This is a genomic window from Martelella alba, from assembly GCF_006516955.1.
Taxonomy (GTDB): domain Bacteria; phylum Pseudomonadota; class Alphaproteobacteria; order Rhizobiales; family Rhizobiaceae; genus Martelella; species Martelella alba.
The window spans coordinates 25,419-42,759 of sequence record NZ_VHLG01000014.1; the positions used below are offsets into that span (position 1 = coordinate 25,419).

A 17,341-nucleotide genomic window follows, 5' to 3' on the forward strand; every position below is an offset into this window, starting at 1 on the left:
ATTGGCCGGCTTGTCGCGCTTGCGCCGACCTTGCCCAGACGATACAGTCTTGCGAATAACCGCTCAAGCAGGCGAATGAAGAGACATCATGAACGAAATGCGCCCGTCTCCGGTGCGTAGCGGCGCCAACGTCGCCGTCGCCCTTATCTTTGTTCTTGTTCTTTTTTTTGCGATCAACTGGGCAGGTTCCTTTCTCAAGCCTTTTGCCCTGTCGCTGTTCATCATTGCCGTCACCTGGCCGCTCAAAAGCAGGCTGCAGCGCGTCATGCCCTCCATGCTGGCACTGGCTCTGACGCTGCTGACAACCATCATCATCTTCTTTGCCTTCACCATGCTGGTGGTCTGGGGCTTTTCGCGTGTCGCGACCACCTTCATCGGCGCCGCCTGGCAATTGCAGGTCGCCTATCAGGATCTTACCGGCTGGCTCAGTTCCAAAGGCATCACGGCAGCGACATCGCTGAATGATGTCTTCAATGTCGGCCTTCTGGTGCGCACATTGCAGCAGGTCACCGGCCAGGCCAGCATGACCTTGAGCTTCTGGCTCGTGGTTCTGGCCTATGTGGCGCTTGGACTTGCCGAACTGGACGCGTTGCGCCGCAAGGTCGACACGCTGCACAATCCGGAAATGGCTGAAACCATGCTCCGCGTTGCCCGGGCCACCTCACGCAAATTCGCCCGCTACATGCTGGTACGCACGGAAATGAGCGCGCTGACGGGCTTCATGTTCTGGGCTGTGGCAACCATCCTCGGCCTCGATTATGCGGTGGAATGGGGGGTGATCGCCTTTGCGCTCAACTATATCCCCTTTATCGGCTCGGTGATCGCAACAGTATTCCCGGCAGCCTATGGGGTGATCCAGTTTGAGCACTGGCAGACAGCAATGGCTCTGTTCATCTGCCTCAACCTGATCCAGTTCACCATCGGCAACTATGTCGAGCCGCTGGTCTCAGGCTCACTGCTGTCGATTTCGCCCTTCATGGTCGTGTTCTCGATCTTCTTCTGGACCTTCATGTGGGGTCTGTTCGGCACCTTCCTCGGCGTCCCGATTGCCATTGCGCTTCTGACCATCTGCGAGGAAACGCCGTCCCTTGCCTGGCTTGCCCGTCTGTTCGGCCGCGCGCCGCCAGCCGAAGCTCCCGTTCAGCGTACCGTCCTTGAACTTCCAGCACCGGACGAAAAGGGCTGAGCCCCGTCACCACATGGATTTTGCCGCCCGCGCCGGCCATTCGGCATCATAGGTCTCGGCATCGAAATCACTGGCGCTTGCGGCACGGGTCAGTTCGCCCGGCGTCGGCAGAGACTTCGGGTCGATGAAGCGTTCAGGGTTCCACAATTCGGCCCGCATCAGGGCACGTGCGCACTGGAAGTAAACCTCGTTGATGGTGATCACGATGACGCTGCGCGGATGCCTCCCGTCCATTTCAAAGCTTTCAAGCAGTGCCGGTTCAATGCTGACGACGGCGCGGGCATTGATCCGCATGGCATTGTTCGAGCCCGGCACCAGAAACATCAATGCGATACGCGGATCGCGCACGATATTCATCAGCGAATCGACACGATTATTGCCACGCCAGTCAGGTAGATGAAGGGTTTTCTCATCGGCCACCCGCACCACGGATCCGGCATCGCCGCGCGGCGAGCAATCAAGCCCTTCCGGCCCGACCGTTGCCAGCGCAACGAAGGGGGACGCCTCGATCATCCGGCGATATTCCACCGTCAGCGCCGGTGTAACCTTCACCAGCGAGGCCTCTCCCGGCGCGCCATAGATCGCCTTCAGCTGTTCGATCGTTTCGATGACCTTCATTCACACCTCTCCTTCAAAATGCGGCGCCAGGACTAGACCGGACGCATGACCGGCATGTGAAAGGCATGCGCCCTTCCTGAGTTCAGTCGCGGCTGAGACCTTTGGCCTCCAACTCCGCCTCGTAGACGGCAAAAAGTGAGTCTCCCGTTTCGCCGAGTTCGCGCAGATAGGTCCAGGTGTAAATGCCGCTGTCATGCATGTCGTCAAAGCCGATCCGAACGGCATAATTCCCGGCCTGCTGTACGGTGATGATCTCGACCTTTCGCTTGCCCGGCACGGTAACCTTCTGCCCCGGCCCATGCCCCTGCACTTCCGCCGAAGGTGAGAGCACACGCAGCATTTCGGCCGGCAGGGAAAAGCTCGCGCCATCGGCAAAACGGACCGTCATCTGGCGGCGATCCTTGGAAATACGGATTTCGGTCGGTTCGATTATCATAGGATCCTTCACGACTGGGTTCACATCCTGTTGTTTGTCTTCACTCTTGACCGGGGCCGAGTCAAACGACATTTTCCCCGGAAAAGGAGAGATGCGCCAGTGGATACAAGTTTGCTCGCCCCCGAAAAACCGGTCACAAACCGCAAACGCGCGCCGCTCATCGATAATTTCGGCCGGACGATCTCCTATCTGCGCGTCTCGGTGACGGACCGCTGCGATTTCCGCTGTACCTATTGCATGGCGGAAAACATGACCTTCCTGCCAAAGCGCGACCTGCTGACGCTCGAGGAGATGGAGCGGCTTTGCAATGCCTTCATCGATCGCGGGGTGACCAAGCTGCGCCTGACCGGCGGCGAACCTCTGGTGCGCAAGAATGTCATGCATCTCTTCGAAGGCCTTGGAAAACGGCTTGGCAACGGTCTCGACGAACTGACACTGACCACCAATGGTTCACAGTTGCATCGCTATGCTGGAAGCCTTTTTGATGCCGGTATACGCCGCGTCAATGTCTCGCTCGACACACTTGATCCTGAAAAATTCCGCGCCATCACCCGCTGGGGTGATCTTGAAAAGGTGCTGCACGGGCTGCGCGCAGCGCGTCAGGCAGGCTTGAAGGTCAAGCTCAATGCCGTGGCGCTTGCCGGTGTCAACGAACAGGAAATTCCTACCCTGATGGAATTTGCCCATGGCGAAGGCATGGAGCTGACCCTGATCGAGGCCATGCCGCTGGGAGAGGTTGATCAGGACCGCTCGGCGCAATATCTGCCGCTGTCAAAGGTGCGCGCCAGCCTGGCCGAACGCTACACGCTGGACGAAAGCCCGCATGCGACCGGCGGTCCGGCCCGCTTCGTCACGGTGGCGGAAACCGGCGGCCGGCTCGGCTTTATCACCCCGCTCAGCCATAATTTCTGTTCCAGCTGCAATCGCGTCAGGCTGACCTGCACGGGCATGCTCTATCTCTGCCTCGGCCAGGACGACAACGCCGACTTCCGCAAGGTCCTGCGCGAAACAGATGACGAAGATGTGCTGCATGCAGCCATTGACCGGGCCATTTCGCTCAAGCCGCTGGAGCATAATTTCGAGCTGGACGAACATCGCAGCAAGGTGGCCGTGAAGCGGCATATGAATGTCACCGGCGGCTAGAAAGAGACACGCTGTAAATCCGGCGGACAATTGACTGATCGGCTATACGAAAATGGCTTTTCAGGCTAAGCGTCAGTTTCCCGGAACGACAGGGCTTGAAATGCGCATTTCCACCAATATCCAGGGCGCGATCTTCATGATCCTCGCCATGGCCTGCTTCGCCGCCAACGACGCGACCGTCAAGCTCTTGACCAAAGAGATTGGCATCGGCCAGATCATGTTCTTTCGCGGGATGTTCATTGTCCTGCTGGCGCTTGCCATTGCCTGGCGCGCGGGTGTTCTGGGCAGCGTGCGCAATGTCTTTCAGCCAAAAATCGTGATCCGCAGTTTCTGCGAACTTGTCGCAGCGGTAACCTATCTCGAAGCGCTGCGGCTGATGCCGCTTGCCAATGCCTCAGCGATCCAGCAGTCGCTGCCGCTCGCCGTCACGCTCGGGGCAGCGCTTTTCATGGGAGAACCGGTCGGCTGGCGCCGCTGGAGCGCCATTCTCGTTGGTTTTATCGGCGTCCTGATCATCATTCGACCCGGCCCGGACGGCTTCGATACGGGCGCGATTTTCGTGATCATGGCGGTTTTCGGCGCGGCAACACGCGACCTCATGACCAAAACCATCACCGCCTCTGTGCCGGCCATCGTCATCACCCTGTCCACCGCCCTGCTGCTGACGGCCGGAGGTGGCGTGATAGGAACGATTGAAGCCGACTGGAGCATGCTGACCGTTCCGATTCTGCTGAAACTGGTTCTGGCTGCGGCCTTTCTTCTGGGCGGCTATCAGTCGATCGTGGTTGCCGTGCGCAAGGCGGACATCTCCTATATCGCCCCCTTCCGCTATACCGGGCTTTTGTGGGCAGCACTTCTCGGCATGATCGTTTTTGCCAACTACCCCGATGCCCATGTGCTGACCGGCGGTGCGGTCATCGTCGCCGCCGGACTTTATTCCTTCCACCGCGAACGCAAGCGCGGTATCGCACCTCTGGCAGAGACCACCCAGCCCGGCCCTTCGGAGGGCGGCGGGCTGATCGTTCGCGCCCAGGAAGAGGCCAGCGAAAAATGAACCTGCCCGTCCTCATTCTTGCCGGTGGCGCATCGCGCCGCATGGGTCGGGACAAGGCGGGGCTTATGCTCGACGGCGTAACACTTGCCGATCGCGCTGCGGCACGGCTTGCCGGCATGGCCAGCCCATTGCTCCTGAGCGCCGGACCGCACAGCTGCCAAACCGATGGAACCATCACCCTTAGCGACCGGATCACGGGCTTTCAGGGCCCGCTTGCCGGTATTCATTCAGGCCTTTCCTGGCTCCTGGAACAAGGTCATGCAGCCTCGCATATGTTGTCCATTGCCGTGGATACGCCCTTCTTTCCTGAAAATCTTGCCACGGCATTTCTGGCAGAAAATCCGGCCTCGGATGAAATCATACTGGCCGCATCGGACGGCAGACAACACCCGGTATTCGCGCTCTGGCCGCTCAGTTTGACACATATGCTTGAGCAGTTTCTTCTTGTGCCCGGCAACCGGCGGGTCATGGCCTTCATCGCGGCCCATCGCCATCGCGCAGTCGCCTTTTCCGAGATCGAAACGCCCCTCGGAGTGATTGATCCCTTTTTCAACATCAACACTGAAGCGGATCTTGCCACGGCGGCCCGCTTCGCGCCGTATTTTTCAAAGATGTGAAACTGGTTGCGCCACGCACCGATCCGCCCTAAAGCGATTCCAACTGATTGCGCGAGGATGACCATGGCAAAGAAGATAGACGAGCAAAAGCTGGCCGAGGCCTACAACCATGCGCTGGCGCTGGAAAAGGCGGGGTCCTTCGAGCTTGCAGCCGAAGCCTATCGCCGGGTTCTGGCGCTTGATCCCGATGATCATGGCGGAGCGGCCGTGCGCCTTGCCGCCATGGGCTACGGCGATACGCCGGAAAAGGCGCCCGACGCCTATGTCGAAACGCTGTTCGATCAGCATGCCGATGATTTCGAGGATATTCTCGTTGAAAAACTCGGCTATTGCGTGCCGCTGATGATCCGCCAGCGTTTTCAGACACTGGAGACCGGCCCCTTCTACCGCATGCTCGATCTCGGCTGCGGCACGGGCCTTGCCGGTGGTGCTCTGCGCGATATGGTCGACGATATTACCGGCCTCGATATTTCCGAAAACATGGTGCGTATCGCCCATGAGAAAGACCTCTACGAGACGCTATATGTCGCGGAAGTGGAGGATTTTCTCGATGACAATGACGAGGAAGCCTTCGATCTGGTGGTCGCGGCTGACGTCCTGCCCTATCTCGGACGGCTGGAGCCGATGTTCTTCGGCGTTGCCGAAAACATGGTCGAAGGCGGCGTCTTCGCTTTCTCCGCAGAGACCCTGCCAGACATGGTTCTCGGCGAAAAGCCCTTCATGGTCGGCCCGCATCAGCGCTTTGCCCATGCACGCAGCTATATCGAGGAAAGGCTGGAGGCGACCGGTTTCGATCTGGTCGAGATCACCGATATCAATGTGCGTTTTGAAAATGGTGAACCGACACCCGGCTATCTCGTCATCGCCCGCTATCAGGGATCGTGACGCCGCCCGAGCGCCCAATAACGCCACGGCTGATACCAGCGCACCGAGGGATCCAGCGTCTCAGGTACCGGGTCGAACCCATGGGTTCCGCCCGGACCGCAGCGTGAGACCCTGAACAGGGTGAGAAATCCGCCGCGCCACAGGCCGTGCCGCGCAATCGCCTCATAACCATATTCCGAACAGGTCGGCATGTGGCGGCAGGACTGGCCGACAAGGCTGGAAAGCGTCACCTGATACGCCCGGATCAGTGCCATGCCGAAAAGGCGTCCGGGTGTCTTGCGAAACGGGCCGCTGTAATTGCGCGAATACGGCTTTTTTTCGTGACTGTGCGGATGATTATGGCCTGATGCGCACATCGCCGTCAGACCGCCTTTTCCTGTGATCTTCCGTCGCTCGTCTCAAGGCTGCCAAGCGCCTTCACCGTTGCCTCGAACGTCAGCATCACCGATCCGTGGCGGGCGGGATAATCCTTGACGGGTTGAAGACAGCGCATTTCCGCGAACCGGCCATCAGGGCCGTCACCACCGTCTTTCAGCATCGCCCACATGGCTTCGCGTGCCTGGCGGATTTCCGCGGGGCTCGCCCCGATGATCGTCTTCGCCATGATCGACGCCGCAGCCTGACCGAGCGCACAGGCCTTGACCTCGTGGGAAAAATCGCTGATCCGTCCGCCATCAAACTTCAGATAGACTGTCATGCGCGAACCGCAAAGCCTTGAGTGAGCATCCGCCGAACAATCCGCCGCCTCAAGCCGGCCTGACCGGGTCAGATTGCCCGCATAAGACAGGATTTTCGCTGAATAGATATCGTCCATCACTTCACCGCTTTGCAGGAGGCAGCTTAAGCCTCGACGCCATTCACCTGACATAGGCGTCACGTCAGGCCAGTGCAATGCCCCCGATGTTCCCGATGTGATCAACAGAGATTGCCAAAGGATACCGAACCATCCTATCTAGTTCGCAACACAGAGGAAAGAGCATGATCCCATTTGACACGCCGCCCGAAGACAAGTCCGAGCTTGATGAAGCCACCGTCTTCACCCCGCGTTTCGATGAACACGGCCTCGTCACAGCCGTCGTCACCGACATCCGGGACGGCGCGGTACTGATGCTCGCCCATATGAATGCCGAAGCGCTGTCGCTGACGCTGGAGACCGGTGTCGCCCATTATTACAGCCGTTCGCGCGCCAAAATCTGGAAGAAGGGCGAAACTTCGGGCAATCTGCAGCATGTCGAGGCCATTCTTGCCGATTGCGATCAGGACGCCGTCTTGCTGAAGGTTCGCGTGGCCGGCCACGACGCCGCGTGCCATACCGGACGGCGGTCCTGCTTCTATCGTGCCATTACCGTTGCCGATGGCAAGGCAGCGCTCAACTCAATCGACGACCGCCGCGCCTTCGACCCGGCGGAAGTCTATGGCCACAAGCACTGAGCGCGCCGCTTAGCTCGCCAGATAGGATTTGATGTGCTCGGCTTCCATCAGCACTTCACGGATGCGTGACTTGACCACATCACCGATGGATACGATGCCGGCAAGCTTGCCGTTTTCCTCAACGGGAACATGACGGAAATGCTTGTCAGTCATCACTTCCATCAACTGGTTGACGGTCGTGCCCTCATCGCAGCGAAACACATTCTCGGTCATGCCTTCGGCAACCGGCCGGGTAAGACACTTATCGCCATGTTTGCCGATCGAAGCGACCAGATCGCGCTCGGTGAAGATGCCCTGGATATGCATCGCATCATCGACAACAACAACAGCGCCGATCCGGCTCTGGTGAAGTGTCGACGCGACTTCCCCGATCGTTGTCATACGCCCTACGGTGACGACATCGCGCCCCTTTTCATCCAGTATCATTCTGACGGTGATGACCATCTACGCCTCCTTCGCTAAATGCCGCCGCCCTCCCGTGACGGGACAAGCCATGATGGTGCATGAGAGGCCGGGCAATAGCAAGAGCAAGCGCCCCGTGGCGCCCTGATCAAAGATCAGAAGCGCAGCACGCGCGGCGTGCGGTGATCGAACAGCGGAAAAGCCAGAAAACCAAACAGGAACCCGCCAATATGGGCCTGCCAGGCAACATCTGCAGCATCAACGCCGACCAGTCCAAAGCCGGCGGCAACGGCAAGATTACCGATCAGCCAGACCAGCACGAAGGCTCTTGCCGTCTTGTTCTGCGCCACCTGGATGATGGAAAGCCGCGGATTGATATGGGCGTGGACGCTGAAGGCTCCGCGCGGCGTGAAGACGAATCGGCAGGCAGCCCCCATATAGGCGGAGACGACACCCGACGCGCCGATCAGGATTTCGGGCGAGCCCCAGTTCAACGCGGCAAAGAAAAAGGCTGAAAAAACCGCACTCACTATCCAGAGGATCGCAAATCGAAGCGACCCGATGCGATTGGCCACAGGTGCGCCGAAAATCGCCAGCCAGATGCTGTTGAAGATGATATGCGTCCAGCTGCCATGCAGAAGCGAATAGGTCACCGGAGACCAAAGCCAGGCCAGACCCTGCTGATCGAGCGGAAGGGAATAGCGGCCAGCGATGAAGCCAAACCGCATCCAAAGAACAGAACGACCAGAAAAATCAATAACATATTGCTGAAACAGGAAAACCACGAACAGCACCGCCAGTGACGCGATAACCGCAGGCGGCAGGTTGACCGGCGGGTTGGACGGCGGCTTTTGGCCATGGGGCGGCCGGGCAAAGGGAGATGACATGGCAGGCGATCTTTCCGTGTTATGCGCCGTTCGGGTTTAGCGCAAACAGCAGATATTTCAAAGTCCGGCCACCTCGCAAGGCCGCCGCCCGCCAGAGCGCTCCGGGACAACGCCGCCCCATGGTAGCCTGATCGTGATTTTTGAGTTATAAAACCAGGCGTTGACGCAAATGAGCAAAAGCTGAGCACGAGCTTCTGTTTTTGGACGATTACGTTAACGAATTGGGGGGTGATAGACCAATCCTTAAGTCTTTGTTCACCGTGTTGAGATCAGAATAAAGGGTGCTCTGGCTCGCTGAAGGCGCCGGCGCTATCATCGGCGCAGTCTTCGCCAGGAATTTTAACGCCAGCTTCCGCAAGAGTATTTCTAATGCTGCAAGAGGCTTTTCGCCGCTTTCGCCTGAGTTCCGTAAACGCCGTGCTCACCTTTGTGTTCACGTGTGTCGTTATTTCGACGGCTTTTCCCGCCATCAGCGCTGCGGATACCAATGATGCCGCCATCGTGGTTGACGCCAATACGGGCAAGGTTCTCTACAGCGAGAACCCTGATGCTCGGCGTTTTCCGGCATCCCTGACCAAGATGATGACGCTCTATCTGATGTTTGAGGCCATCGACAACGGACAGCTCACGCTGAACAGCAAGATTACATTCTCCAAGAATGCATCGGCGCAGCCGCCGACCAAGCTTGGCATTCGCCCGGGCGGCAGCATCACCGTCCAGACTGCCATCTATTCGCTGATTACCCGTTCGGCCAATGATGTTGCTGTTGCAGTGGCAGAGGATATGGGCGGCTCGGTGTCCGGATTCGCCAATATGATGAACAACAAGGCCCGTTCGCTCGGCATGACGAACACCCATTATGAGAACCCGAACGGCCTGCCGAACAGCCGCCACGTCACCACGGCGCGCGATCAGGCCAAACTCGGCCTCGCGCTGCGTCAGCACTTCCCGGAGTATTATAAGTACTTCTCGACGACGAGCTTCAAATACGGCAACACCTCGATTGCCAATCATAACCATATGCTGGGTACGGAAAACGGCATTCGCATTGACGGCATCAAGACCGGCTACACTAATGCGTCGGGCTTCAACATTGCCACCTCCGCCACCATGGGCAACCGTTCGATCGTCGCGGTGGTCATGGGTGGTTCGACGGCAGCCAGCCGCGACAAATGGGCTGACCGGCTGATCACATCCTACATGAAGAAGGCTTCGAACTCGCGGAAGAAGAGCTATGTCATCGCCCGCGCCTCAACGCCGCGCACCATTGCGATGGACAAGTTTCCGGACAATCCGCCAATTCCCTACCAGCGCCCTGTCGCCGATAGTGGGATCGCACTTGCCTATGCGTCTGCCGACGAGCCGGTCCCCGCGCCTGCTCCTGCCGTCTCCGGCCTTTCCGGCCCGCAGGCTGATCTGATCGCCAATGTGCCGATCCCCACAGAACGTGCGCCCGCCAAATCGGATGAGCCGCTGACGGTGGAAGATGTACTGGCCTCTGCCAATCATGCTGTCGACGCCGTCGGCGAGGCAATCGTTCCAGCGGCAAACGCTGCTCAGCCGGCACCTGACAAGACGCTGACGACCCAGTCGATCGGTGTCCAGGGCTGGGTTGTTCAGGTCGGCACGGCCGCCACTGTTGAGGGCGCCAATGCCATTCTGGAGCGCACCAAAACCCAGGCGGACGGCACACTGAAATCCACCAAGGCCTATACGCTGGCCTATAATAGTGGTGGTCAGCAGCTTTATCGCGCCCGCTTCGCCGGTTTCTCCGACGAGCAGGAAGCGGTCAATGCCTGCCTGGTTCTCAAGCGCAACGGCGTCGAATGCTGGGCCAGCCTGCAGTAGGCCCGCTTCCAAAAAATCGCCACAATCCGGACAAAAAGCCGCCTTTTCAACAAAAGGCGGCTTTTATCATAAACACATTCTAAAGATTTACTGCTTACCTTGGGTGTCAGCGGTTCCATCAGAACCGTCAGGCGCGTGCCGAAAGCACCGCCGTCAGAACCTCGAATTTATCGACACGAGGCATGACGTGACCAGGAAACAGCACTCCGATACCCTTACACCCGCGCCGGGCGATCATCGGCGAAACACGTTCAATCCGCTTTCAGAGGCCGCGGCACGGCTCGCGGATTATGCGCGCGCACAGGGACGATCACGGGCACGCGAGCTGGTGGGGCTGCTGGTCAGTCAGGGCGCCCGTGCAGCGCGTCATGCCGAGCCGCCGGTCAGAATCCACATCTATCTCCCGGAAGATGACCGCGGTATCCGGCCGATCAATCTCAGACTTCGCTGACAGTCATAAGAGAGCCTGATCCGATTTCGGGCTTCAGTTTATCCGTGTAAAAAAGGCGCATCGAACGATGCGCATCAGACCGCTGACAAAATGATTCAGATTGTCTGTTTGGGAGGATCACTACCCCTCCGTCGTCATCCCCGTGCTTGTCACGGGGATCCAGGCTCTTCAGTGCATCGGATTAGAGAGTCTTTCGCCGCGCGGACGCGCGTCTGTTGGATGCCTGTGGACCAAGCACAGGCATGACGTTAGAGAAGGGATAGGGTTTGTCAGCAATATGAAAGGCGCCTCGAACGAAGCGCCTTTTGGCATTTAGGAGCGGCAGGGCGAAACCGCCCTGCCCCGTAATCACATCTTGACTGCGGAAATCTGAATTTCGACGCGCCGGTTTTGAGAACGGCCTTCCGGGGTGGCGTTGGAGGCGATCGGATACTGACTGCCAAAGCCCATTGCCGAGATACGACGGCCGCTGACACCCGACTGCATCAGATAGCTGGCGACACTGTTAGCGCGCTGCTGCGACAGGTTCATGTTATAGGCATCCGATCCAGTGGAATCCGTGTAGCCATTCACATTGATCGCGGTGCGGTCATACTTCACCAGCACTGTGGAGACCGCATTCAGCGTCGAATAGAAGTTCGGAACGATCTGATACTGATCGGTTGCGAAGGTGATATTCGACGGCATGATCAGCGTCAGCTGATCGCCATTGCGCACGATCGAAACACCGGTCCCGGCAAGCGCTGCGCGGAACTCCCGCTCCTGGCTATCAATATAGGCGCCGATGCCACCGCCTGCGACGGCACCGATGGCGCCGCCGATGACAGCGCCCTTGACATCGCCACCGATCAGACCGCCAGCCAGCGCGCCGATCGCGGTCCCCGTCAGCAAGCCCGTACCGGTGTTGTTGGACACCGTCTGCCCGGTATTCGGGTCAGTGGTGGTGCAGCCTGCAAGAAATGCTGTTCCCAGAACAGCGATCATTGCCTTCTTAAGCATGGAAACCCTCAAAAATCGAAATCGTCACGAGTTCAGACAAACATTGCGGCATGTCTATGTCCGAAAGCCATAACAGTGGCAAATACCGCCAATCAGACAATGTTCAAGTGGAAGAGCGACAAAAGTTCAGCCCGCTCCGAAAAATCAAAACCGCCACCGAACGCGTAATGAGCCCGGTGGCGGCATAATCTCACAACCGAATTACTTGGTTGCCATCGCCGGAGCTGCCGCAGCATCAGGCGCGGCCGGCGGTGCAAGCCGGATCTCAACACGGCGGTTCTGTGCACGGCCTTCCTTCGTATCGTTGGAAGCAACCGGGTCAGCCTTGCCATATCCCGTCGGGATCACCCGGGACGGTGTGACGCCCTTGTTGATCAGATAGCCAGCAACCGAATCGGCGCGTTCCTGCGACAGCTTCAGATTATAGGCATCCGTACCGGTGGAATCCGTATAACCGTTCACGTTGATCGACGTCTGGTTATACTTGACCAGAAGTGCGGCAACTGCGGTGAGGGTCGGATAGAATTCCGGGACAAGTTCCGACTTGTCGAAGGGGAATGTCACGCTCGACTGAAGCACGAGCGCAATATATTTCGGCGTCCTGATAATGGTAACGCCGGTACCTTCAAGTGTCTGACGGAACTCGGCTTCCTGCTGATCCATATATTCAGCAGGCGAGCTGGCATTCACGGTAGTTACCGTGACGGTCTCCGGCGCTGTCGCGTTCATGCTATTGCTGGCACAGCCAGCCAGCAATGCAGCAGCCGCTGCTGCAATCATCATCTTCTTGATCATAACTTCCCCTTCCGGTCCGGATCAATGCTAGCCGGACTTTACACAAAAGCCGGTACAGTTCAAACCAGTAAAAGAGGTATTGCCAGATCAAACGCAACCTTCTTTAGCATGCATTACCTCAGGCCTGACCATCACTTGCCGGCAGCGTCGAGGCGTGTTTCAGCTCCCGATGCAGCCTCGCCTCTTCATCCGCCTTTGGCTTGGAGAAGCGCGCCAGCAGAAGATAGGCCACGGGCGTGACATAGAGTGTGACAATGGTTGCGAAACCCAGGCCACCGACAATCACCCAGCCCAGTGCGATGCGCGCCTCCGCGCCCGCACCGCTTGCAAGCACAAGCGGAACGCCACCGAGAATGGTTGAGATCATTGTCATCATGACCGGGCGCAAACGCAGATTGGTGGCATTTTCGACAGCATCCCTGACGCTTTGACCGCGATCGCGCAATTGATTGGCGAACTCAACGATCAGAATGCCATTCTTGGCCATGACACCGATCAGCAAGACCAACCCGATCTGGGAATAGATATTGAGGCTGGTTCCCGTCAGGAGCATTGCCAGAATGGCGCAGCCCATGCCGAAAGGTACGGTGGCCAGAATGATCAATGCGCTCCAGACACTCTCGAACTGGGCGGCAAGCACAAGAAAGACGATGATGAAGGCAAAGCCGAACACCATGAGCATGCCGGATGAATTCTCGCTCAGCGCGGCTGCTTCCGCCTGCGGCATGACATAAGCCCCGGCTGGCAAAAGCGGCGCGGCAAGTTTTTCAACCTCGGCAAAAGCCGGCCCGAGCGCCACACCAGCGGCGAGGTTGGAGGACATGGACACGGCGGCGAGCTGCTGCTCCCGTTCCAGCGTCGGCGCGATCGACCTTTCACTCAGCGTCGCAATCGTCGACAGCGGCACGATACGGCCATCGCCAGCGCGCAGGAAAATATTCTCCAGATCGGCCGGGTCATCGATATTGTCCGTATCGGCCGTCAGCTCGACACTGTAGCTGTCCCCGTCAATATAGACATCGCCGATCGAATCGCCGTCCAGAAGCGCCTTCAGTGCCGTGGACAGGCCGGAAATGCTGATACCGAGATCAGACGCCTTCTTGCGATTGAGGGTAATCGCCACCTGCGCCTGGGTTGCATCATTGCTGAGGCGCGGATTGACGAAATCAGGATCCGTTTCCATCGAAGCCAGAAGGGCGCTGGCCGCCGTCGCGAGCTGAGCATGGCTTGCCCCGACGAGCGAGAAGGACAGACCATTGCCGCCGCCACGGATATTCAGCGAATTCGGCTGCATGGCAAAGGCCTGAAGTGCCGGGACCTGGGCCGCGGCGGCGTTGACATCCTTTGCGATCTGGTCCTGTGTGCGAGAACGCTGATCCCAGGGCGCAAGGGTCAGCACCATGAAACCGCTATTGGTATTGCTGCCAAAGCCGGAAATCGAAAACAGGCTGGCAATTTCACCCCTGTCAATCAGCGGCTGAAGCTTTTCCTCAACCTGCTGCATCCGGTCCCGCGTGTAATCAAGGCTGACACCCTGCGGCGCAGAAACACGCAGCATCAGCATGGAGCGATCTTCCTTGGGCAGCAATTCACTAGTGATGTTGGTATAGGCAATATAGGCGCCGAACATCAAAAGCGCACCAAGCGACAATACGATCAGCGGCGCGGACAGGGCCCAGCGCAGCGTCACGCGGTAGAGCGCGGCAAGGAACATGCCAAGCCGCGCAATCGGACCGGGCTTGGTATGCTTGTGCTCGACCAGAATTCGCGAGGCGAGCATCGGGCAGAGCGTCAACGCAACGAAGGAAGACAACAGCACGGCGAAGGCCAGCACAAAGCCGAATTCACGGAAAAGCCCGCCCGCCTGCCCCGGCAGGAAGGACAGCGGCACAAACACGGCCGCAAGTGTTGCCGTGGTAGCAATGACAGCAAAGAAGACTTCCTTGGTGCCAAGCACAGCCGCCGCCCTCGGCCCCATGCCCCTGGAGCGAAGTCGCACGATGTTTTCCAGCACCACGATCGCATCATCCACCACCATGCCGGTGGCGAGAACAATGGCGAGAAGGGTAAGGATGTTGACCGAGAACCCGGCGAGATAGATGGCTGCCAGCGTGCCGATCAGGGCGACCGGCAGGGTAATTGCCGGAATAAAGGTCGCCCGCCAGTCGCGCAGGAAAAGATAGATGATGGCGACGACGATGATGGAGGCGAGGATCAGCGAGCGCACCACCTCATCGATGGAGCCGGAAATGAACACGGCATCATCGTTGGAAATATGGATGGACGTGCCTTCCGGCAGGGTCTTGTTGAGTTCGTCAACAACCTTGCGGGCGCCTTGCGAAATCTCCAGCGTATTGGATTTGGCCTGGCGGATCAGCCCGAGACCGACACCAGCCTGACCATTATAGCGCAGCCCCGTCGAGGCCGTATCCGGCCCGAAAGTCACCGTCGCAACATCGCCAAGCCGTACATTATCGGCAACCTGAATATCCTCGAATTCTTCCGGCGTCGTGACATCGGCCGTCGCCCGCACGCTGAGCGCCTGTCTGGTGCTGGTGAGATTACCGGCCGGGACATCCCAGCTGACATTGTCGAGCGCGGTGGCAATATCAGCGACCGTCAGCGCCCGGCTTGCCAGCGCGGCCTGATTGATATCGATGCGGAACACCTTGTCGCGGTCGCCATAGACATCAACGTCGGCGACACCGGGAACAGCGGCCAGTTTGTCTTCAATCTGATCGGACACCAGCTTGGTCAGGCTGTCGAGATCCAGCTTGCTCGAGGTGACGGCAAGCCGCATGACCGGCTGCGAATCGGCGTCGGCCTTGACGATCCGCGGATCGTCGGCATCATCCGGCAGCTGGTTCTGCACCTGGCCGACAGCATCGCGCACGTCCATCGAGGCCACATTGATATCGGTGTCGGAGGAAAATTCCAGCGTGACCCGGCTGGAGCCTGTGGAAGACCGCGACGACATGGACTGCAGGCCGCTGACGCGGGCGACAGCCCCTTCGATCACGCTTGTCACCTCCTGATCAACCGTCTCCGGTGCAGCACCGGAAAAGGTCGTTCGCACGGTAATGACCGGACGGTCGACATCCGGCAATTCACGCACTTCGACGCCGAAATAGGCGGCAAGCCCCGCAACCACAATCATGGCATTGAATACGAAGGCCAGGATTGGACGACGCACGAAGAGCGCCGTAATGCCCGGATCCTCCATGGCCTCTTCGTCGTTCAACTGTTCTTCACCGTAAATCTCATGGGCGGCAACAGCCGGGTCATCGCTGACATCCGGCGGAACATGATCCTTGTCACTCATTTCCGTGCCCCTTACGCCGCATTGCGGGACGAAACCTGTTCGCCCGCCTTGCTGCCATCCTGATTGACGACGTCGACCTCAGCCCCTTCGCGCAAGCGCTGCAGTCCCTCGGTAATGACCTGATCACCCGGCTTCAGATCGCCATCGACAAGGATCAGGTCCGGATTGCGGCGAATGATGCTGACCCGCGCCTTCTGCGCCTTTCCGTCAACCAGTTGCCAGACATAGGAGCCTTGCGAATCCCACTGAACCGCGAGCGAATCGACCGCCGGATAAGTGTCGCCGGCAAAATGCATGGTGACATTGAAGGACATGCCCGCGCGCAGCGCGTCATCGGCATTGTCGATCTTGGCCCGCACGGTGAACGTCCGGCTGTCCTCGTCAATGCGGTTGTCGACGGCTTCAACCTCGCCCTTGAACAGTTTGTTGGGCGTGGCAACGGGCCTTGCCTCGATCGCCTGACCGGACTGAATGGCGGCGGCAAAGCGCTCGGGCACGGAAAAATCAACGAGGATTGTCGACCGGTCGTCAATCGTCACGATCGGGCTTGCCGTTGTGACATAGTCACCGGCGTTGATCTGCAGAATACCGGCAATGCCGGCGAAGGGCGCGACAATGTCGCGCTTGGCAAGCGCCAACTCTGCCGACTGCAACTGAAGTTCGGCGGTCTGCTCGGCAATCTGCGAGGTGTAAAGGCTCAGTTCGGAAATGGATGACTTGATCTTCTGATTGATCTGCGACTGACGGGCCGCCGCTTCAAGCGCCACTTTTGCCTGATCACGCGCAACCGTCTCCTCGCGATTGTCGAGCCGTGCGATCACCTGCCCCTTGTCAACCATATCACCAGACGAAATCAGCACATCCGTAATGGTTCCGGCAACCTGGGGCAGAACCGTCACGGTCTGGACCGCCTCACCATCACCGATTGCCTCAAGCACATCATTGACCACCCCCGTCGTCACGGGCTCGGCAACAACCCGGGTCTTCTGCCGTCCACCAGAACCACCGCCGCCCGGGCCGCCAGCACCGGGAGCCTTTGAAGCCGTCTCGACAGCGCCAGAGCCAATACCCAGCCTCACCAGAACATCGCGCCCGCCGGGCGCAAGAAAAAGCCAGGCAACAGCGGCAACCGCCAGAATTGCCAGGCTGGCCAGAACCTGTGTGTAAATTCGCATAGAAGTCCCCGGTAGGAAGCGCCCTGCTCATGCCGCTTTGGAAAACAGCCTGTTTTAACAGGGCTTTGAACGAAATTATGAACGACTGAATC

At 58.7% G+C, this 17,341-nt stretch carries 18 protein-coding genes; 8 read left to right on the top strand and 10 right to left on the bottom strand.

What is annotated here, in order from left to right:
* Positions 1-88: 88 nt before the first annotated feature.
* Positions 89-1,186 (top strand): AI-2E family transporter, encoded by a 1,098-nt coding sequence (locus FJU08_RS18330; protein ID WP_235890815.1) that lies wholly within the window; start codon positions 89-91, stop codon positions 1,184-1,186.
* A gap of 6 nt (positions 1,187-1,192) precedes the next feature.
* On the opposite strand, the gene FJU08_RS18335 is transcribed toward FJU08_RS18330, so the two are convergent.
* Together FJU08_RS18335 and FJU08_RS18340 are read right to left on the bottom strand one after the other, a co-directional pair.
* Positions 1,193-1,804, bottom strand: a complete 612-nt coding sequence (locus FJU08_RS18335; protein ID WP_141150500.1) for a pyridoxamine 5'-phosphate oxidase family protein — start codon at positions 1,802-1,804, stop codon at positions 1,193-1,195.
* An 82-nt stretch (positions 1,805-1,886) separates the two neighbouring features.
* A complete protein-coding gene (locus FJU08_RS18340; RefSeq protein WP_141150501.1) occupies positions 1,887-2,240 on the bottom strand; it encodes a gamma-butyrobetaine hydroxylase family protein in 354 nt (117 codons plus the stop codon).
* Between the two features lie 99 nt (positions 2,241-2,339).
* Between FJU08_RS18340 and moaA the strand changes: the two genes are divergently transcribed.
* From moaA to FJU08_RS18360, 4 genes are read left to right on the top strand one after another with little or no spacing between them, the layout of a single operon-like run.
* Positions 2,340-3,383 (top strand): GTP 3',8-cyclase MoaA, encoded by a 1,044-nt coding sequence (moaA, locus tag FJU08_RS18345; protein WP_141150502.1) that lies wholly within the window; start codon positions 2,340-2,342, stop codon positions 3,381-3,383.
* Positions 3,384-3,435: 52 nt separating this feature from the next.
* Positions 3,436-4,437 (top strand): DMT family transporter, encoded by a 1,002-nt coding sequence (locus tag FJU08_RS18350; protein WP_235890817.1) that lies wholly within the window; start codon positions 3,436-3,438, stop codon positions 4,435-4,437.
* Entirely contained in the window at positions 4,434-5,054 is a 621-nt protein-coding gene (gene mobA / locus FJU08_RS18355; RefSeq protein WP_141150503.1) for a molybdenum cofactor guanylyltransferase MobA, read from the top strand. The genes FJU08_RS18350 and mobA overlap by 4 nt, the downstream gene beginning before the upstream one ends.
* A 57-nt stretch (positions 5,055-5,111) precedes the next feature.
* A complete protein-coding gene (locus FJU08_RS18360; RefSeq protein ID WP_141150504.1) occupies positions 5,112-5,939 on the top strand; it encodes a class I SAM-dependent methyltransferase in 828 nt (275 codons plus the stop codon).
* On the opposite strand, the gene yidD is transcribed toward FJU08_RS18360, so the two are convergent.
* Entirely contained in the window at positions 5,927-6,295 is a 369-nt protein-coding gene (gene yidD / locus FJU08_RS18365; RefSeq protein WP_141150505.1) for a membrane protein insertion efficiency factor YidD, read from the bottom strand. The genes FJU08_RS18360 and yidD overlap by 13 nt on opposite strands.
* Before the next feature lie 5 nt (positions 6,296-6,300).
* A complete protein-coding gene (locus FJU08_RS18370) occupies positions 6,301-6,753 on the bottom strand; it encodes an iron-sulfur cluster assembly scaffold protein (RefSeq protein ID WP_141150506.1) in 453 nt (150 codons plus the stop codon).
* A gap of 164 nt (positions 6,754-6,917) precedes the next feature.
* Here FJU08_RS18370 and hisI point away from each other — a divergent pair, with 164 nt between their 5' ends.
* Positions 6,918-7,370, top strand: a complete 453-nt coding sequence (hisI, locus tag FJU08_RS18375; RefSeq protein WP_141150507.1) for a phosphoribosyl-AMP cyclohydrolase — start codon at positions 6,918-6,920, stop codon at positions 7,368-7,370.
* Positions 7,371-7,379: 9 nt separating this feature from the next.
* On the opposite strand, the gene FJU08_RS18380 is transcribed toward hisI, so the two are convergent.
* Together FJU08_RS18380 and FJU08_RS18385 are read right to left on the bottom strand one after the other, a co-directional pair.
* The gene (locus tag FJU08_RS18380; RefSeq protein WP_141150508.1) at positions 7,380-7,814 is read right to left on the bottom strand and encodes a CBS domain-containing protein; all 435 of its coding nucleotides are present in this window, start codon (positions 7,812-7,814) and stop codon (positions 7,380-7,382) included.
* A gap of 113 nt (positions 7,815-7,927) precedes the next feature.
* Complete coding sequence (locus FJU08_RS18385) at positions 7,928-8,659, bottom strand: rhomboid family intramembrane serine protease (RefSeq protein WP_141150509.1); 732 nt, start codon at positions 8,657-8,659, stop codon at positions 7,928-7,930.
* Positions 8,660-9,028: 369 nt separating this feature from the next.
* Here FJU08_RS18385 and FJU08_RS18390 point away from each other — a divergent pair, with 369 nt between their 5' ends.
* Positions 9,029-10,507 carry a D-alanyl-D-alanine carboxypeptidase gene (locus FJU08_RS18390; RefSeq protein WP_141150510.1) on the top strand — a complete coding sequence of 493 codons (1,479 nt, stop codon included), beginning with the start codon at positions 9,029-9,031 and terminating at the stop codon, positions 10,505-10,507.
* 187 nt (positions 10,508-10,694) lie between these two features.
* Positions 10,695-10,958, top strand: a complete 264-nt coding sequence (locus FJU08_RS18395; RefSeq protein ID WP_141150511.1) for a hypothetical protein — start codon at positions 10,695-10,697, stop codon at positions 10,956-10,958.
* Positions 10,959-11,306: 348 nt separating this feature from the next.
* On the opposite strand, the gene FJU08_RS18400 is transcribed toward FJU08_RS18395, so the two are convergent.
* The 4 genes from FJU08_RS18400 to FJU08_RS18415 form a co-directional block, all read right to left on the bottom strand.
* Positions 11,307-11,957, bottom strand: a complete 651-nt coding sequence (locus FJU08_RS18400) for a YiaD family glycine zipper/OmpA-like lipoprotein (RefSeq protein WP_141150512.1) — start codon at positions 11,955-11,957, stop codon at positions 11,307-11,309.
* 201 nt (positions 11,958-12,158) lie between these two features.
* Positions 12,159-12,752 (bottom strand): YiaD family glycine zipper/OmpA-like lipoprotein, encoded by a 594-nt coding sequence (locus FJU08_RS18405; RefSeq protein WP_141150513.1) that lies wholly within the window; start codon positions 12,750-12,752, stop codon positions 12,159-12,161.
* A 118-nt stretch (positions 12,753-12,870) separates the two neighbouring features.
* Positions 12,871-15,975, bottom strand: a complete 3,105-nt coding sequence (locus FJU08_RS18410) for an efflux RND transporter permease subunit (protein WP_141150594.1) — start codon at positions 15,973-15,975, stop codon at positions 12,871-12,873.
* A gap of 110 nt (positions 15,976-16,085) precedes the next feature.
* Positions 16,086-17,249 (bottom strand): efflux RND transporter periplasmic adaptor subunit, encoded by a 1,164-nt coding sequence (locus FJU08_RS18415; RefSeq protein ID WP_141150514.1) that lies wholly within the window; start codon positions 17,247-17,249, stop codon positions 16,086-16,088.
* Positions 17,250-17,341 lie beyond the last annotated feature (92 nt).

What these genes read in the sequence shown, in the direction of transcription:
- FJU08_RS18330 (WP_235890815.1), top strand. Translation starts at nt 89, where the DNA reads ATGAACGAAATGCGCCCGTCTCCGGTGCGTAGCGGCGCCAACGTCGCC.
- FJU08_RS18335 (WP_141150500.1), bottom strand. Translation starts at nt 1,804, where the DNA reads ATGAAGGTCATCGAAACGATCGAACAGCTGAAGGCGATCTATGGCGCG.
- FJU08_RS18340 (WP_141150501.1), bottom strand. Translation starts at nt 2,240, where the DNA reads ATGATAATCGAACCGACCGAAATCCGTATTTCCAAGGATCGCCGCCAG.
- FJU08_RS18350 (WP_235890817.1), top strand. Translation starts at nt 3,436, where the DNA reads ATGGCTTTTCAGGCTAAGCGTCAGTTTCCCGGAACGACAGGGCTTGAA.
- mobA (WP_141150503.1), top strand. Translation starts at nt 4,434, where the DNA reads ATGAACCTGCCCGTCCTCATTCTTGCCGGTGGCGCATCGCGCCGCATG.
- FJU08_RS18360 (WP_141150504.1), top strand. Translation starts at nt 5,112, where the DNA reads ATGACCATGGCAAAGAAGATAGACGAGCAAAAGCTGGCCGAGGCCTAC.
- yidD (WP_141150505.1), bottom strand. Translation starts at nt 6,295, where the DNA reads ATGTGCGCATCAGGCCATAATCATCCGCACAGTCACGAAAAAAAGCCG.
- FJU08_RS18370 (WP_141150506.1), bottom strand. Translation starts at nt 6,753, where the DNA reads ATGGACGATATCTATTCAGCGAAAATCCTGTCTTATGCGGGCAATCTG.
- hisI (WP_141150507.1), top strand. Translation starts at nt 6,918, where the DNA reads ATGATCCCATTTGACACGCCGCCCGAAGACAAGTCCGAGCTTGATGAA.
- FJU08_RS18380 (WP_141150508.1), bottom strand. Translation starts at nt 7,814, where the DNA reads ATGGTCATCACCGTCAGAATGATACTGGATGAAAAGGGGCGCGATGTC.
- FJU08_RS18385 (WP_141150509.1), bottom strand. Translation starts at nt 8,659, where the DNA reads ATGTCATCTCCCTTTGCCCGGCCGCCCCATGGCCAAAAGCCGCCGTCC.
- FJU08_RS18390 (WP_141150510.1), top strand. Translation starts at nt 9,029, where the DNA reads ATGCTGCAAGAGGCTTTTCGCCGCTTTCGCCTGAGTTCCGTAAACGCC.
- FJU08_RS18400 (WP_141150512.1), bottom strand. Translation starts at nt 11,957, where the DNA reads ATGCTTAAGAAGGCAATGATCGCTGTTCTGGGAACAGCATTTCTTGCA.
- FJU08_RS18405 (WP_141150513.1), bottom strand. Translation starts at nt 12,752, where the DNA reads ATGATCAAGAAGATGATGATTGCAGCAGCGGCTGCTGCATTGCTGGCT.
- FJU08_RS18410 (WP_141150594.1), bottom strand. Translation starts at nt 15,975, where the DNA reads ATGGAGGATCCGGGCATTACGGCGCTCTTCGTGCGTCGTCCAATCCTG.
- FJU08_RS18415 (WP_141150514.1), bottom strand. Translation starts at nt 17,249, where the DNA reads ATGCGAATTTACACACAGGTTCTGGCCAGCCTGGCAATTCTGGCGGTT.